This is a genomic window from Faecalibacterium sp. An121 (assembly GCF_002160915.1).
Lineage (GTDB): Bacteria > Bacillota > Clostridia > Oscillospirales > Ruminococcaceae > Faecalibacterium > Faecalibacterium avium.
In genome coordinates, this window is the sequence record NZ_NFLM01000026.1 from 18,441 (window position 1) to 33,113 (window position 14,673).

A 14,673-nucleotide genomic window follows, 5' to 3' on the forward strand; every position below is an offset into this window, starting at 1 on the left:
CCGGCCCGGCTCTTGCATTCGCCCCACAGGATGCTGTATACTGGGGGCGCACGCCCAACCACTGGATGAGAGAAAAGGAAAAGACTCCATGCGTTTTGGACTGACAGAATTTTTGCTGGTGCTGCTGATCGCAGTGCTGGCCTTTGGACCCCGTGTGTCGGCCTGGATGAACCGCTGGTCCCGCCAGGCCAGGGCCACCCGGGCCGAGGACGCCCGCCGCCGTGCCGCCTGGGAGGCGGAGCGCCGGGCCCGGCGGGATTTTATCCTGCACCGGTTTCAGATCGCGGCGGCGGTGCTGGCCATCCTGACGGCTGCCGCCCTGGTCTATACGTTGGGGTTCCGCCCCATCGAAGCTGAACCGCAGAGCTACACCCTGCCGGCCGCCGCCGCGCCTGCGGGCGGGCAATCCATTTCGGACACCGCCGCCCTGGCCGTGGAGGGCTACCAGCCCCCCGACTGCATCCAGGTGCGGGACGGCTGGATCTATCTGGCGGCCCGGCCGGCAGAGGGAGAGGGCAGCGCCCTGCTGCGGATGCGGGAGGATGGCAGCGGTCTGATGACGGTGCTGACCGAGGAAGGCCGGATCACCGCGTTTGCCTTTGACCCGGCGGGCGACATCTGGTACACTGTCCTGACCGGGGAGGGCGGGGCCCTCTGCCGCGCCTCCCACGACGGCTGGGGCACCACCGCCGAACAGGTCGTCACCCAGATCGACGGCAGGCGTCTGACTTATCCCGCCGCGGTGGCCGCCGGCCCCGACGGCCAGATCTATTTTACCCAGGCGGCGGACTTTGGCCCCCAGGCCGGCAGCCTGGACGAGGCCCTGCGGTCCGAGCTGATCGGCCACACCGCCACCGGCTGGGTCTATGCCTATGACCCCGCAGGCCGCGCCGTGCGGCGGGTGATGGGCGGCATCGCCGGAGCGGCGGGCCTGGCCCTCTCCCCCGACGGCGAGACCCTGTATGTCTCCGACCTGGGCAGCCGCTGCATCTGGGCGGTGGACGCCGCAGGCCGGGAGCTCACCGCCGGCGGCAAGGGATGCCGTCTGTTTGCGGGGGACTTGCCGGGCTATCCCACCGCTCTGGCGGTGGATGCGGACGGCAGCGTCTATGTGACCTATCCCTGGGCCGCCGCCCGCTGGCTGGAGGACCGGGCCGCAGATCCCGGCATCCGGGGCATTGCGGCACGGCTGCCCCGGAGCGTCCAGCGCAGCCTGTTTGCCGCCTGCCCGGCCGCCGCCCAGAGTTTCCGCCCCGACGGCAGCCTGGAGGCGGACTACGCCGCCGATGCCGTTGCCAGCGGGGCGCTGGCCCCCAGCGGCAACCGGCTCTATCTGCCCGGGGCGGAGAGCGGCGTATGCTATTTCCGCTTGTAAAAGCCGGGGCCGGAACCGCCCCGGGATGGTTTTGTTGGGAAAGAGGCGTTTTGCGATGACCGAACAAGAAAAGACCGAGATCACCCGCCAGGCTCGTCAGGCCGTGGAGGAACTGCTGGCTGTGGCCGGCCTCCAGGCAGGGGACGTGTTTGTGGTGGGCTGCTCCTCCAGCGAGATCGTGGGGGGCCACATCGGCAAGGACAGCAGCATGGAGGCTGCCGGCGCAGTCTACGAGGGGATCGCCCCGGTGCTGGCCCGGCAGGGCATCTGGCTGGCAGCCCAGTGCTGCGAGCACCTGAACCGCGCCCTGATCCTGGAGCGGGAGGCCGCCCGGACCTATGGCTGGGAGGAAGTATGCGTGGTGCCCCGTCCCCATGCGGGGGGCAGCTGGGCCACCACCTGCTGGAAGCGGTTTGCGCACCCGGTGGCGGTGGAGGAGATCCGGGCCCACGCCGGGCTGGATATCGGGGGCACCCTGATCGGGATGCACCTGCGGGCCGTGGCGGTGCCGGTGCGGCTGAGTCTGGACCACATCGGCAAGGCGCTGCTGCTCTGTGCCCGCACCCGCCCCAAGCTGATCGGCGGGGAACGGGCCAAATACACAGAGGAGGATTGAGGACAGGTATGACAGAACGGAATCTGGAACAGATGGAGCAGGCGGTGGCGGAGATCCGCCGCAAAATGGCAGACGCGGCCCGCGAGGCCGGGCGGGACCCCGCCGGCGTCCAACTGTGCGCGGCCTGCAAGACCCACACGCCCCAGACCATTGCCCTGAGCGCCCGGCTGCCCATCGACCTGTTTGGGGAGAACCATGTGCAGGAGCTGTGCGCCAACAGCGACGCCGGGGCCTACTGCGGCAAGCCGGTCCATTTCATTGGCCACCTGCAAACCAACAAGATCCGGAAAGTGCTGGGCCGGGCTGCCGTGATCCAGAGCGTGGACAGCCCCCGGCTGGTGGCTGCCCTGGAAAAAGAAGCATCCAAAATGGATATCGTTCAGGATATTCTACTGGAAGTCAATATTGGTGAGGAGGCCAGCAAGACCGGCGTCTCTCCGGAAGAACTGTGGGCGCTGCTGGATCTTGCGGCGGCCCAGCCCCATCTGCGGGTGAGAGGGCTGATGGCCATTCCCCCGGTGAATGAGGATGACGCCCAAAACCGGGCCTTGCTGGGACAGGTGTACAAGCTGTTCGTCCGGGCGGGGGAGCGCGGCTACGACAATGTCCGGATGGAGATCCTCTCGATGGGGATGAGCGGCGACTTTGAAAACGCCATCCGGGAAGGCGCCACCCTGGTGCGGATCGGCACCGCCATCTATGGCGCCCGGGATTACGGCCCCAAAGCCTGAACGGGCTAAAATACGACAACGATTTAGAAAAACAACAGGAGAATCAACATGGTGGATTTGAACGACGTCGAAAAGCCGAAGTATCAGGACCCCAACGCCCGCCATACCTCGGCCCTCGACCTGCTGCGGCGGTTCTGGCCGTATGAGCGGAAATACTGGCAGACCATGGTCTTTGACCTGTTCTGCGCGGCCCTGACCTGCATCTGCGACCTGGTGCTGCCGCTGATCCTGCGGTATATCACCAACACCGCGGTCAACGATCTGGCCGCCCTGACCATCGGCATCGTGCTCAAGCTGGGGCTGCTCTATTTCGTGCTGCGGATCATCGACGGCCTGGCGGCCTATTATATGTCGGATATGGGCCACGTCATGGGGGTGTATATCGAGACGGATATGCGCCGGGACGCCTTTGCCCATCTGCAGCGGCTGAGCGTGGCCTACTACTCCAACAACAAGATCGGCCAGATCATGGGCCGGATCACCAACGACCTGTTCGATGTGACCGAGTTTGCCCATCACTGTCCCGAAGAATTTTTCATTGCAGCTGTCAAGATCCTGGCCAGCTTCCTGATCTTGTGCCGGTACAGCATCGGCCTGACGGTGCTGCTGTTCCTGTGCGTGCCCCTGATGGGGGTGGTGTCGGTCAAGCTGAACTCGAAGCTGCGGGCCACCCAGCGGGCCCAGCGGGTGCAGGTGGGCGAGCTGAACGCCCAGATCGAGGAGAGCCTGCTGGGCGAGCGGGTGGTCAAGGCCTTCTGCGCCGAAAAGACCGAGAACAAAAAGTTCGAAGTGGGCAACGGCACCTTCCAGCGGCTCAAGAAAAACAGTTATAAGGTGATGGCGGCCTTCCAGACCTCCACCCGGATGTTCGACGGCCTGATGTACCTGGTCACCATCCTGGGAGGCGGCATCTTTGTGGTGCAGGGATGGATCCTGCCCGGCGACCTGGTGGCCTACTCGCTGTATGTGTCCACCCTGATCGCCACCATCCGGCGGATCGTGGAGTTTGCCGAGCAGTTCCAGCGCGGCATGACCGGCATCGAGCGGTTCTTTGAGATCCTGGATACCCCCATAGACATCCAGGATGCCCCCGACGCGGTGCCCCTCAAGCCGGGGCCCGGGGATATCCAGCTGGAGCACGTCAGCTTTGAGTATCCCGACGACCACAACAAGGTCCTGCGGGACGTGAACATCCACATCCCTGCGGGCCAGCGTCTGGCCCTGGTGGGGCCGTCGGGGGGCGGCAAGACCACCCTGTGCAACCTGATCCCCCGGTTCTACGATGTGACCGCCGGCCGCATCTACATCGACGGCCAGGACATCCGCAAGGTGACGCTCGAAAGCCTGCGCGCGTCCATCGGCATCGTGCAGCAGGACGTGTACCTGTTCAGCGGCACGGTAGCCGAGAACATCGCCTACGGCAAACCGGGAGCCACCCGTGAAGAAATCGCCGCCGCGGCCCGCCTGGCCGGCGCCGAAAAATTCATCCTGGCCCTCAAGGACGGCTATGACACCTATGTGGGTGAACGGGGCGTCAAGCTGTCGGGCGGCCAGAAACAGCGGCTTTCCATTGCCCGGGTCTTTTTGAAGAACCCGCCCATCCTGATCCTGGACGAGGCCACCAGCGCTCTGGACAACGAGAGCGAGATCCTGGTAGGCCAGAGCCTGGAGAAACTGGCCCATGGCCGCACCACCCTGACCATCGCCCACCGGCTGACCACCATCAAGGATTACGACCGCATCCTGGTGCTGGGAGCCGAGGGCATCCTGGAGGATGGCACCCATCAGGAACTGTTGGAGAAGCAGGGGATCTACTACCGCCTGTGGAACCAGCTGCCCGGCGATGAGATGCTGTGGTAAGGTGAAAGTAAAAATATTTTTACTATTTCTCTGCGAAAACTGAATAAAGTGTCCCCAAAGCGCACGCGAAAGCGTGCGCTTTTCGTTTGCCTACAGATCCCCTCCTCCGAAGTTAGATAATGCAAACTAAAGAAAATAAAGAAAAATGGGAAAAATTTGAAATTGGGTCTTGACACGGGGGGGTATGTTATGATAGGCACACAAAGGAAAGGACCTTCCTTTGAACCTGTTTTGGGTCTCTATCTTTTATACACCATAAGGAGGAAAAATTCATTATGAAACTCAAGAAGATTGCTTCTCTGGCGCTGGCCGGCATCATGGCCGTCAGCATGCTGGCTGGCTGCAATGGCTCTTCTTCCAGCACCCCTACCGAGCCTGAGACTCCCGCTACTTCTAACTATGCAGCTACCTTGCAGGATGCTCTCGAGGGTGATGCACGCCGCATTGTGACTGAGGCTGTTGCCAACTCTGAGCTGGATTCCGCTCTGCAGAGCGCTGTGGATACCTATTACAATGACTTGCAGCTCCGGTATGCTAATGATACTGATGTTGAATTCCTGAAGTATGATAAAGCGGCAGGTGGAGACATCAACTCTGCTGTTGTGAAGGCGTTGAGCGCTGAAGATACTATTGAGGCTCTTGACAACAATAATGATAAAGACACTGTTGCGGTTGAGGTGTACGCTGTGAGCGCTAGTGTGAGCAACACCAAGGCTCTGGAGCTGGTTGCTGATAAAATTACCAATACCATTAGCGGCAATGTTAATAATGGAAAATTCACTGAGAAGTCTAGTAACGGTGAGTATGATTACAGCTACGACATCGCTGCAAGCATTGTCACCAAGAACTACTCGACCGTGGGTGATATGAGCGTGGGCGTGAAGTACATTGCTATCGCTGTGACCCAGCACGTTACCCGCGTCTGAGTTAACTTACTTATAACACCCCGGGGCACCATACCGGGAGATGATATAAGGGGCGAGCAGGTGCCAGAGACCACCTGCGCGCTCGGGTAAAACACCCATCCGATGTGGCGGCAAAGAGGAATAAAACCAATATTCCTTCTGTTGTTGATCGCACCAAAACAAAAGAACTTTTGCGTCACGAAAGATAGGGTCCCTCTGCGGGGGCCGGCTTTGCAGCCGGCCCCCGCATTGTTCTACAAGGGAATGATAGGATGAAGGAAAGTTTACTGGATCGACTGGCGGCCCGGATGGGCTGCACATATCTGTCTGACCTGCATTGGCTGGACAGGATACAAAAAGCGAAACTGGCAAGTGTGGTATGGCACATAGAACCGGAAGACGCCACCCTGTTTGAATGGAATGACGCATTGCTTTACCTGGCAGGCGATCCACCGGCAGAGACCGCCGGGGCCGCACGGGAAAAGCTGCTGGACTATCTGTCGGATCGATAAGGCCGGCGCAGCCGCACATCTGCCCGCCGCCCTGCATATACATGGGTCAGACCAAACCGGAGCCATTGACCGCAAGGAGGAAGACCCATGTTCTGTGAAAAAATCGTTTCGCTGGCGCTGTGCGCTGCTGCCGCGGTCAGCTGTTGTTTTTGCCCGTGGCTGGGCGGCGGGGCGGGGGATGCCGGCAGTTCCAGCAGCTCTGGCAGTTCCAGTTCCGGAGTGACGGACGATCCCGGCAACCCCAATATCCCTTTGGTTCCGGGCGGCGGAGCATCCAGCACGCCGACTGCACCCGAGACCCCGGGCGGCGGCGCGTCCAGCGCACCGACCACGCCCGAGACCCCGGGCGGCGGAGCGTCCAGTACACCGACTGCACCCGAAACCCCGGGCGGCGGCGCATCCAGCACACCGACCACACCCGAGACACCGGGCGGCGGAGCGTCCAGCACGCCGACCACACCCGAGACCCCAGGCGGCGGCGCGTCCAGCACGCCGACTGCACCCGAAACCCCGGGCGGCGGAGCATCCAGCGCACCGACCACGCCCGAGACCCCGGGCGGCGGCGCATCCAGCACGCCGACCACACCCGAGACCCCGGGCGGCGGAGCGTCCAGTACGCCGACCACACCCGAGACCCCGGGCGGCGGTGCATCCAGTACGCCGACTGCACCCGATACTCCGCAAAGGCCGGACATTGACTTTACGGGTATGCTGGAGGATGACCTGCCGCCCGCAGCCAAGAAGGACTTCATCACCTTTGAGGACAGCATCCAGGATGAAGACGCCCTCCAGGACGCACTGAACAGTCTGGTCGCGGAGGCCACCGGCTCGATCCAGGAAGGGCAGATCACCCCCATTTACAACACGTCGCCGGGGTATGGGCAGATGGTCAAGGACTTCGTCACTGCGCGGGGGATCAAAAATACCAGCCTCAAACGGGGCAACACCCCCGACGGAATGTACTACTATTTCATCAATAACCCCACCCTGGACGCAGCCCAGCCCACCAAGTGCGCCGTCCTGTACGCGGCTCCCGGTTCGATGGGGCTGGAAGAGGCGATCCGAAGGGTAGCCGCCCAGGTGGATCCGGTGCTGGAAAAGCTGCCCAGCAGCAACATGGGCGGCAGTCCGCGCTACGACTACCGCTATGTGGTCTCGACCAGCGCCGCAGGCCGCTCCCTGACCAATGAGGACGGGACGGCCATACCGGTCTATTATGTTGTGGTAACGGTCACCCGCATCCCCACCGCCGCATGAAAAAAGGCCCGCCTCCACAAAGAGGCGGGCTTTTTGTTCAGTTGGCAAGGAACGGGCTGATGATCGCCAGGAGCACGATGATCCCCAGCAGGACCAGAAAGCAGCCGGCGCCGCCCCCGTTCCCACCTCCGCCTCCGCCCCCGCCGCCGCGCTGGGTGCGCTTGAAAGCGGTCATGTATTGGGCGTAGCCTGTGGAGCCTTTGCCAAAATAACCATAGTCCCGGGACATGGAAAAACCTCCTTTACCATTTCACAAAAGGTGCGGTGTAGGCCGTCCCCATAGGCTGCAGGGCACGGCGGCAGAGGGCTGCCAGGTCGGCGGCGGCGGCCTGGGCCTGGGCGGTGCGGGCGCAGTCCGGACTGCACCGGGCCAGTTTGGCCAGAGAAGGGGAGAGGGGCAGCGCCGCCCCGGCCAGCAGGGACATGGCGTCAGCGCGGGCGCCCAGCAGATGAAGGTAGGGGGGCAGGTCGGGCAGCTCCAGCCAGCCGGGGCCTTTGCCATAGCCCAGGGCTGCGTCCATGACCAGGCGGCGCATCCGCGCCCGGGGATAGCGGACGGTGGTCATGGCGTCGCAGAGGGCGTCCAGGGTGACGGCCTCCCGCAGGCAGGTCTCCAGCCGGTGCTCCAGACCCTCGGTGGCTCCCCGCACCCCCGCAAAGCTCTGCCGGGCCCGCAGACGGGAGAGCACCGCCACGCTGAGGGCCTGCGGGTCGGTGCAGGCCCCCGCCGCAAAAGCGTCCTGATAGAGGGGCAGCGCCTGCGGGGGGACATACCCGGTCAGCCCGCCGGCCCCCTGGGCTGCCCAGCGGCCCCGCAGGGCGCTGGCGCTGGCATACGGGCCGTTGGTCAGGGCCTGGCCGTGTCCCGCGCCCTGCCGGGGCAGGGGGATGGGCTGCAGGTCTGCTCCCAGTTCCAGAATGGCCTTGCAGTATTCCACGGCCAGATTGTTGTTGGGGCGGTCCAGCAGCTGCTCCAGCCCCTGCCCGGGACAGATCCGGCCGATGGCTGCCTGACGCGCGGCGGCAAAATTGCGGGCGCCGGCGGCCAGCTGCTCTTTCAGGGCATCCCGGTAGGAGGCGGAGGCCAGGGCCCGGGCGGCGGCCATCAGGCGGCCGGGGTCGGGGTCCTCTGCCCCAAATACCAGGCTGTCGCAGCCGGCGGCGGCCAGCAGGGCCACCCCGGCCCGGGCAAAGCTCTCGGCCCCCGACATGGCCCAGGGAGCGGGCAGGGCAAACACCAGCCCCGCCCCTGCCTGCAGGGCCGCCCGCACCCGTACCCCTTCGGGGAGCAGGGGCGGCGCCCCCCGCTGGGTGAGGGCACAGCTGAGGGCCACCGCGATCTGCCGGGCCCCCATCTCCCGGGCGGCGGCCAGCTGCCAGGCGTGGCCGTTGTGGAAGGGGTCGTATTCTGCAATGATGCCTGCGAAGCGCATATTCCCTCCTGTTTTGTTGCGTTGTACACAAGTTTTTGTCTTTTTGACCATTTTGTCTTGCAAAGCGTTCCACTCTATTATATAATGTAGATGAATGGGACGCAACTGTTTGCAGAGGACGGCTTTCAGGCGGGGCGCCTGAATTTGGCAGATCCGCACAAACTCTTGGCGTTTTCTTTGTATGTGTTCCACAGGGTTGGCCAGAGGGGCCCGCCGGTGGACGAAATAAAACAGGAGGCAACGAGAAGATGAAAGTTCTGGTTATCAACTGCGGTTCTTCCTCCCTGAAGTATCAGCTGATCGATATGGAAGGCGAGAAGGTGCTGTGCAAAGGCCTGTGCGAGCGCATCGGCATGGAGAGCAGCATGATCACCCATGAGGCGAACGGCCACAAGGCCACTACCCCTGCGATTTTCCCCACCCACACCGAGGCTTTCCTTGAGCTGATCAAAAAGATGACCACCGGTGCAGGCAAGTGCATCGAGAACGTCAATGAGATCGACGCCATCGGCCACCGGGTGGTGCACGGCGGCGAGAAATTCAAGGAGAGCTGCCTGATCACCGACGAAGTCATCACCGCCCTGCGGGAGCTGAGCCCGCTGGCCCCTCTGCACAACCCCGCCGGCATCCTGGGCATCGAGACCGCCCGCAAGGTCTTTGGCCAGGATGTTCCCCAGATCGCTGTCTTTGATACGGCCTTCCACAGCACCATGCCTCCCAAGGCTTACATGTACGCCATCCCCTATGAGTACTATGAGAAGTACGGCGTCCGCCGCTACGGCTTCCACGGCACCAGCCACAAGTACGTCAGCCACAAGGCGGCCGAGTACCTGGAAGAGCCCATGAGCCGCCTCAAGCTGATCACCTGCCATCTGGGCAACGGCTCCTCCATCACCGCCGTGGACCAGGGCCGTGTGGTGGATACCTCCATGGGCATGACCCCGCTGGCCGGCCTGATGATGGGCACCCGCTGCGGCGACCTGGATCCCTCCGTGGTCAACTACCTGAAATATACCCTGGACATCACCGGCCACGAGCTGGATGAGATCCTGAACAAGAAGTCCGGCCTGCTGGGCATCTCCGGTGTGTCCAGCGATATGCGCGACGTGGAGAAGTCCGCCAGCGAGGGCAACGACCGCGCCCAGCTGGCTCTGGATATGCTGACCTACCAGATCAAGAAGGTGGTGGGCAGCTACATCGCCTCCATGGGCGGCGTGGACGCCATCGTCTTTACCGGCGGCATCGGCGAGCATGACGACGTCATCCGCGCCAAAATCTGCCACCACATGGACTGGCTGGGCATCCGCATCGACACCGATAAGAACAAGAGCATCCGGGGCGATGTGTGCGAGATCACGGCCTGGGGCGCCAAGGTGCGCACCCTGGTCATCGCCACCAACGAGGAGCTGATGATCGCCCGCGATACCAAGGAAGTGCTGGAGAAGAACGCCGGCTGAACGGCGGCTGTCCCCGCGTCTGATATGGAAGATTGATGCACCTGAGATCACACGTCTGCACAGGCGTGTGATCTTTTCTGTACAGGCCCGGCACAAATGCTGAAAACTGCGTTTTTTCGACAAATGAAAAGTGTGTCTTATGTTGCACAAAACAGAATTTCCCGCTTCTGGGGCTGATTTTTGGTTGACAAAACGAGCAAAGCAGGGTACAATAAGGAAGTCCTCGCTTTATGAGGATAGAACATGCTTCAAGCCCCTGGCAAGCTGACGATCGGCGCCCCAAAACCAAGGTGTAGTTCCAATCCTTCCGCGGGCAAGCACAAAACAAGAGGAGATACAACGATGTTTGAAGACAAGACTTTAGTTTGCAAGGACTGCGGCAAGGAGTTTGTTTGGACTGCTGGCGAGCAGGAGTTCTATGCATCCCGTGGCTTTGAGAACCAGCCCCAGCGCTGCAAGGCTTGCCGTGATGCCCGCAAGAACGGCGTCCGCCCCGCCGGCACCGGCGAGCGCAAGATGTACGACGCTGTCTGCGCTTCCTGCGGCAAGGCCTGCAAGGTGCCCTTCCAGCCCCGCGAGGACCGTCCGGTCTACTGCTCTGACTGCTTCGCACGCATCAAGCAGAACCAGAACTAAGTTTGCAGTGCAAGGGCCTCTGCCGTCAAGCGGCGGGGGCCCTTTTTGTGACCCGGTTACTTGTAAACCGACGGGTTTTGGGGTATAGTAGAAGCGTACAAAAGGGGCCGGCGGCCCCATATGCCAGACAGAGAAAGGACGAAAGTTCATGTTTGATATTTTCAACAGCATCCGCAGCCACAGCGACGGGCCCTTCCAGGTGACCCGCCAGACCATCATCGGCGATATTCTGGACCTGGACAACACCACCGCGCCCTATTTTTTGGAGATCGGGATGCACTGCCTGGGCTGCCCTGCTTCCCGCGGGGAGAGCATCGAGGAGGCCTGCGCCGTCCATGGCGTGGACTGTGACGCCCTGATCCAGAAGCTGAACGACCACCTGGCAGCCAAGGCCAAGGCCTGATGGCTCTGGACGCACGGCTGGCGGCCGCGGCGGAGCTGTGCCGGCCGGGTCTGCCGGTGGCGGATGTGGGCTGCGACCACGGCAAGCTGACCGCCGCTTTGGCCTGTTCGGGGCTGTATCCCCGGGTGATCGGCACCGACCTGCGCCCGGGGCCTCTGGCTAAGGCGCGCCGGACGGTGGAGCAGGCGCAATGTCAAGACCGCGTCCAGCTTCGGCTGGGCGACGGTCTTTCTGTGCTGTCTGCGGGGGAGGTGGGCACCATCGTCATCGCGGGGGTGTCGGCCCAGACTGCCTGGCAGATGCTGGAGGCTGCCCCCTGGGTGTCCGATCCCGGCGGCCCGCGTCTGGTGTTGATCCCGGCCACCCGCCACGATGAACTGCGCCGCTGGCTGGCGGGACATGGATTCCGGCTGGTATGCGACAGGCCGGTGGAGGCGGCGGGCCGCTGGTATGCGGTGATGGCCGCCGAGTACGATGGGACCTGCCGGCAGCTCACGCTGGCCCAGGCCCTGTATGGAGATACGGGCCGGTGGCCGGAGGCATCGGGCTACCAGGCCAAACAGAGAGAAAAGCTGGCCAAGCTGCGGCTGGGCACGCCGGACGGCACCCCTGCGGCCCGGGAGATCGACCAGCTGCTGAAGGGAGAATGAACCATGGCTGAGATCCAAGCGATTTACCAGGCGATGGCCCGGATGGCCCCGCCGGAACTGGCCGAGAGCTGGGACAATGTGGGTCTGCTGGTGGACTGCGGCCGGCCGGCTGCCCGTGCCCTGACCGCCCTGGACATCACCCCCGAGGTGGTGGAGGAGGCCCGGCAGCTGGGCTGCGGGGTGATCGTGGCCCACCATCCGGTGATCTTCTCCCCCCTCAAGCGGCTGGACTGCCGGGACGTGGCCTTCCTGCTGGTGCAGGCGGGCATCTCGGCCATCTGTATGCACACCAATCTGGACGCCGCCGAGGGCGGGGTGAACGAGGTGCTGGCGGAGATCCTGGGCATCCGGGACCCGCTCCCCTTTGCGGGGGGCTGCGGCCGGGTGGGGGAGCTGGACGCCGTCTCCCCGCTCACGGTGCCCGAGCTGGCGCGGCTGGCCCAAAAAGAGCTGGCTGCCCGCTGCGTGCCGCCGCTGGAAGGGCCTGCGGTGCAGGTCAAGTATACCGACAACGGCAGGCCGGTACGGCGGCTGGCGGTGATCAGCGGGTCGGGGGGCAGTATGTTTGAGGAGGCGCTGGCCGCAGGGGCGGACTGCCTGCTGACCGGCGAAGCCAACCACCACGCCGCCTGTGACGCCCGGCGGCTGGGTCTGGGGTTGATCGCCGCAGGGCACTATGCCACCGAATATCCGGCTGCTGCGGCTCTGGCCCGGCGGCTGGAAGCGGCTGTGCCGGGGCTGGAGGCTGTGGCCAGCCAGGCCAACCGGGACCCGTTTACATACCTGTAAGAAACAAGATGGCGCGGCGGGACGCTGGACTGCCGCGCCGTTGGTCTGTTTGAGAGGGGGAACATCATGGCACTGGATGCCGCAACCCTGGCACTGACAGCGGCCGAACTGGGCCGCACGGTGACCGACGCTAAAATTGCAAAGATCTTTGAGCCTACCCGGGACGAGCTGGTCATCACCCTGCGCACCCGCGCCGACACATACAGTTTGCTGCTGTCGGCGCGCAGCGGGTCGGCCCGGGTCTGCCTGACCGACGAGAGTTTTGAGAATCCCGAGACCCCGCCCTCCTTCTGCATGCTGATGCGCAAGCATCTGACCGGCGGACGGCTGGTGGCGGTGCGGATGGAGCCGGGAGACCGGATCGTCTACTTTGATTTTCTGTGCACCAACGAGATGGGGGACCTGGTGACCAACACCCTGTGCGCCGAACTGATGGGCCGCTATTCCAACCTGGTGCTGGTGCAGAACGGCAGGATCATTGACGCCCTCAAGCGGGTGGACTTTGAGGACAGCGAGATCCGGCAGCTGCTGCCGGGGCTGGCCTATACCGTTCCGCCCAAGCCGGCCCGCCCTGACTTTCTGGCGGCCAGCGCGGCCTCGATCGTAGCCGCCGCCTGCCAGAAAGACCTGCCGGTGGCCGCCGCCCTCAGCCGGACGGTGGCGGGGGTGGGCCCGGTGGTCTGCCGGGAAGCCGCCTGGCGGGCCTTTGGCGGGGAAGAAAAGATCGCCTGTGAGCTGGACGAGGAGGGCAAGCGCCGTCTGCTGGAGGCCATCGACGGTCTGAAAGCCGAACACGCCGCCGGCGGTGAACCGTGCAGCGTGGCCAGCCCCGAGGGCAAGCCCATCGAGTTCACTTTCTTCCGGCCCGGGCAGTATGGCGCGGGGTATGCCATCCGCACCTGGCCTTCCTTCTGCCAGATGCTGGAGGGTTACTATGCCGAGAAGGACCGGGCCGAGCGGCTGCGCACCAAGAGCAAGGAGCTTCACAAGGCGGTGCACAATATGTATGAGCGGGCGGTCCGCAAACAGGCCGCCCGCAAGGAGGAGCTGGCCGCCAGCGAAAAAAGCGAACAGCTGCGCCTGTACGGCGAGTTGCTGTCGGCCAACCTCTACCAGGCCCAAAAGGGAATGGAGAGCATCACGGTGCCCAACTGGTACGACGAGGGCAAGCCGGTGACCATCCCTCTGGACCTGCGCTATACCCCCAGCCAGAACGCCCAGAATTTCTTTAAGGCGTACAAGAAAAAGCAGACCGCCGCCCGGATGCTGGTGGACCTGCTGGCGGAAGGGGAGCGGGAGATCGCCTATCTGGAAACGGTGCTCTATGAAGTGGAGAGCGCTCCCGGCGAGGCCGCCCTGAATGAGATCCGGGCCGAGCTGAAAAGCCAGGGCTATCTGAAATACTACAAGCCACGGGACCGGAAGCAGAAGCCCGCCGATTTTTACCGCTACATCTCCTCGGATGGGTTCGAGATCCTGGTGGGCCGCAACAACCTGCAAAACGAGCGTCTGACCCTGCACACGGCCCGGGGCAAGGATCTGTGGTTCCACACCAAGAACGCCCCCGGCAGCCACACGGTGGTGCTGAGCGGCGGCCGGGATATTCCTGACCGCACCCGCCAGGAGGCCGCCGAGCTGGCGGTGCTCCATTCCAGTCAGGCCAAGGGGGTCAAGGTGGCGGTGGACTACACAGAGGTCCGGAACATCCGCAAGACCGCTGGCCTCAAGCCGGGCATGGTCCTCTACGATAAGTATGAGACGGCCTATATCACCCCCGACCCCGACCTGGCCGCCCGCCTGCGCAAAAAGTGATTTGTGCCGGATGCTAAAAATATTTTTACCATTTCCCTGTGTGAACTGAATAAAGCGTCCCCAGAGCGCCCCGCCGATGCGGGGTGCTTTTTCTTTTGCTTCCAAAGTTAGAATATGAAAACTAAAGAAAATAAAGAAAAAAAGGGAAAATTTGAAATTGGGTCTTGACACCGGGGGGGGTATGTTATGATAGGCACACAAAGGAAAGGACCTTCCTTTGAACCTGTTTTGGGTCTC

The 14,673-nt window shown here is 63.2% G+C and carries 16 protein-coding genes; 13 read left to right on the forward strand and 3 right to left on the reverse strand.

What is annotated here, in order from left to right:
- Nucleotides 1–88 precede the first annotated feature (88 nt).
- The 6 genes from B5E66_RS11420 to B5E66_RS11445 all read left to right on the forward strand — a co-directional run bounded on the left by B5E66_RS11420 (nucleotide 89) and on the right by B5E66_RS11445 (nucleotide 5,999).
- Nucleotides 89–1,375: an SMP-30/gluconolactonase/LRE family protein gene (locus B5E66_RS11420; RefSeq protein WP_087233149.1), complete on the forward strand. Its 1,287-nt coding sequence runs from the start codon at nucleotides 89–91 to the stop codon at nucleotides 1,373–1,375.
- A 55-nt stretch (nucleotides 1,376–1,430) separates the two neighbouring features.
- Nucleotides 1,431–1,991 (forward strand): TIGR01440 family protein, encoded by a 561-nt coding sequence (locus B5E66_RS11425; protein WP_087233152.1) that lies wholly within the window; start codon nucleotides 1,431–1,433, stop codon nucleotides 1,989–1,991.
- A gap of 8 nt (nucleotides 1,992–1,999) precedes the next feature.
- Complete coding sequence (locus B5E66_RS11430) at nucleotides 2,000–2,722, forward strand: YggS family pyridoxal phosphate-dependent enzyme (protein ID WP_087233155.1); 723 nt, start codon at nucleotides 2,000–2,002, stop codon at nucleotides 2,720–2,722.
- A gap of 48 nt (nucleotides 2,723–2,770) precedes the next feature.
- Nucleotides 2,771–4,582, forward strand: a complete 1,812-nt coding sequence (locus B5E66_RS11435; RefSeq protein ID WP_087233158.1) for an ABC transporter ATP-binding protein — start codon at nucleotides 2,771–2,773, stop codon at nucleotides 4,580–4,582.
- A gap of 275 nt (nucleotides 4,583–4,857) precedes the next feature.
- The gene (locus tag B5E66_RS11440; protein WP_087233161.1) at nucleotides 4,858–5,508 is read left to right on the forward strand and encodes a hypothetical protein; all 651 of its coding nucleotides are present in this window, start codon (nucleotides 4,858–4,860) and stop codon (nucleotides 5,506–5,508) included.
- Between the two features lie 251 nt (nucleotides 5,509–5,759).
- Nucleotides 5,760–5,999, forward strand: coding sequence for a hypothetical protein (locus tag B5E66_RS11445; RefSeq protein WP_087233164.1), 240 nt, complete (start codon nucleotides 5,760–5,762; stop codon nucleotides 5,997–5,999).
- Here B5E66_RS11445 and B5E66_RS12955 read toward each other — a convergent pair.
- The gene (locus B5E66_RS12955; protein WP_143406988.1) at nucleotides 5,981–6,625 is read right to left on the reverse strand and encodes a hypothetical protein; all 645 of its coding nucleotides are present in this window, start codon (nucleotides 6,623–6,625) and stop codon (nucleotides 5,981–5,983) included. The two genes, B5E66_RS11445 and B5E66_RS12955, sit on opposite strands and share 19 nt — an antisense overlap.
- Nucleotides 6,626–6,707: 82 nt before the next feature.
- Here B5E66_RS12955 and B5E66_RS11450 point away from each other — a divergent pair, with 82 nt between their 5' ends.
- Nucleotides 6,708–7,256, forward strand: coding sequence for a hypothetical protein (locus tag B5E66_RS11450; protein ID WP_087233167.1), 549 nt, complete (start codon nucleotides 6,708–6,710; stop codon nucleotides 7,254–7,256).
- 37 nt (nucleotides 7,257–7,293) lie between these two features.
- Here B5E66_RS11450 and B5E66_RS11455 read toward each other — a convergent pair whose 3' ends face one another.
- Together B5E66_RS11455 and B5E66_RS11460 are read right to left on the reverse strand one after the other, a co-directional pair.
- On the reverse strand, nucleotides 7,294–7,485 hold the full coding sequence (locus tag B5E66_RS11455; protein ID WP_087233170.1) for a hypothetical protein: 192 nt from the start codon (nucleotides 7,483–7,485) through the stop codon (nucleotides 7,294–7,296).
- Between the two features lie 13 nt (nucleotides 7,486–7,498).
- Entirely contained in the window at nucleotides 7,499–8,689 is a 1,191-nt protein-coding gene (locus tag B5E66_RS11460; protein ID WP_087233173.1) for a nucleotidyltransferase family protein, read from the reverse strand.
- A 248-nt stretch (nucleotides 8,690–8,937) separates the two neighbouring features.
- Between B5E66_RS11460 and B5E66_RS11465 the strand changes: the two genes are divergently transcribed.
- The 6 genes from B5E66_RS11465 (at nucleotide 8,938) to B5E66_RS11490 (ending at nucleotide 14,436) form a co-directional block, all read left to right on the forward strand.
- On the forward strand, nucleotides 8,938–10,146 hold the full coding sequence (locus B5E66_RS11465; RefSeq protein ID WP_087233176.1) for an acetate/propionate family kinase: 1,209 nt from the start codon (nucleotides 8,938–8,940) through the stop codon (nucleotides 10,144–10,146).
- Nucleotides 10,147–10,488: 342 nt separating this feature from the next.
- Nucleotides 10,489–10,782 (forward strand): zinc-ribbon domain containing protein, encoded by a 294-nt coding sequence (locus tag B5E66_RS11470; protein ID WP_087233179.1) that lies wholly within the window; start codon nucleotides 10,489–10,491, stop codon nucleotides 10,780–10,782.
- 148 nt (nucleotides 10,783–10,930) lie between these two features.
- Nucleotides 10,931–11,185 carry a DUF1858 domain-containing protein gene (locus B5E66_RS11475; protein WP_087233182.1) on the forward strand — a complete coding sequence of 85 codons (255 nt, stop codon included), beginning with the start codon at nucleotides 10,931–10,933 and terminating at the stop codon, nucleotides 11,183–11,185.
- A complete protein-coding gene (locus tag B5E66_RS11480; RefSeq protein ID WP_087233185.1) occupies nucleotides 11,185–11,835 on the forward strand; it encodes a class I SAM-dependent methyltransferase in 651 nt (216 codons plus the stop codon). The genes B5E66_RS11475 and B5E66_RS11480 overlap by 1 nt, the downstream gene beginning before the upstream one ends.
- A 3-nt stretch (nucleotides 11,836–11,838) precedes the next feature.
- Nucleotides 11,839–12,624 carry a Nif3-like dinuclear metal center hexameric protein gene (locus B5E66_RS11485; protein ID WP_087233188.1) on the forward strand — a complete coding sequence of 262 codons (786 nt, stop codon included), beginning with the start codon at nucleotides 11,839–11,841 and terminating at the stop codon, nucleotides 12,622–12,624.
- A gap of 66 nt (nucleotides 12,625–12,690) precedes the next feature.
- Nucleotides 12,691–14,436: an Rqc2 family fibronectin-binding protein gene (locus tag B5E66_RS11490; protein WP_087233192.1), complete on the forward strand. Its 1,746-nt coding sequence runs from the start codon at nucleotides 12,691–12,693 to the stop codon at nucleotides 14,434–14,436.
- Nucleotides 14,437–14,673 lie beyond the last annotated feature (237 nt).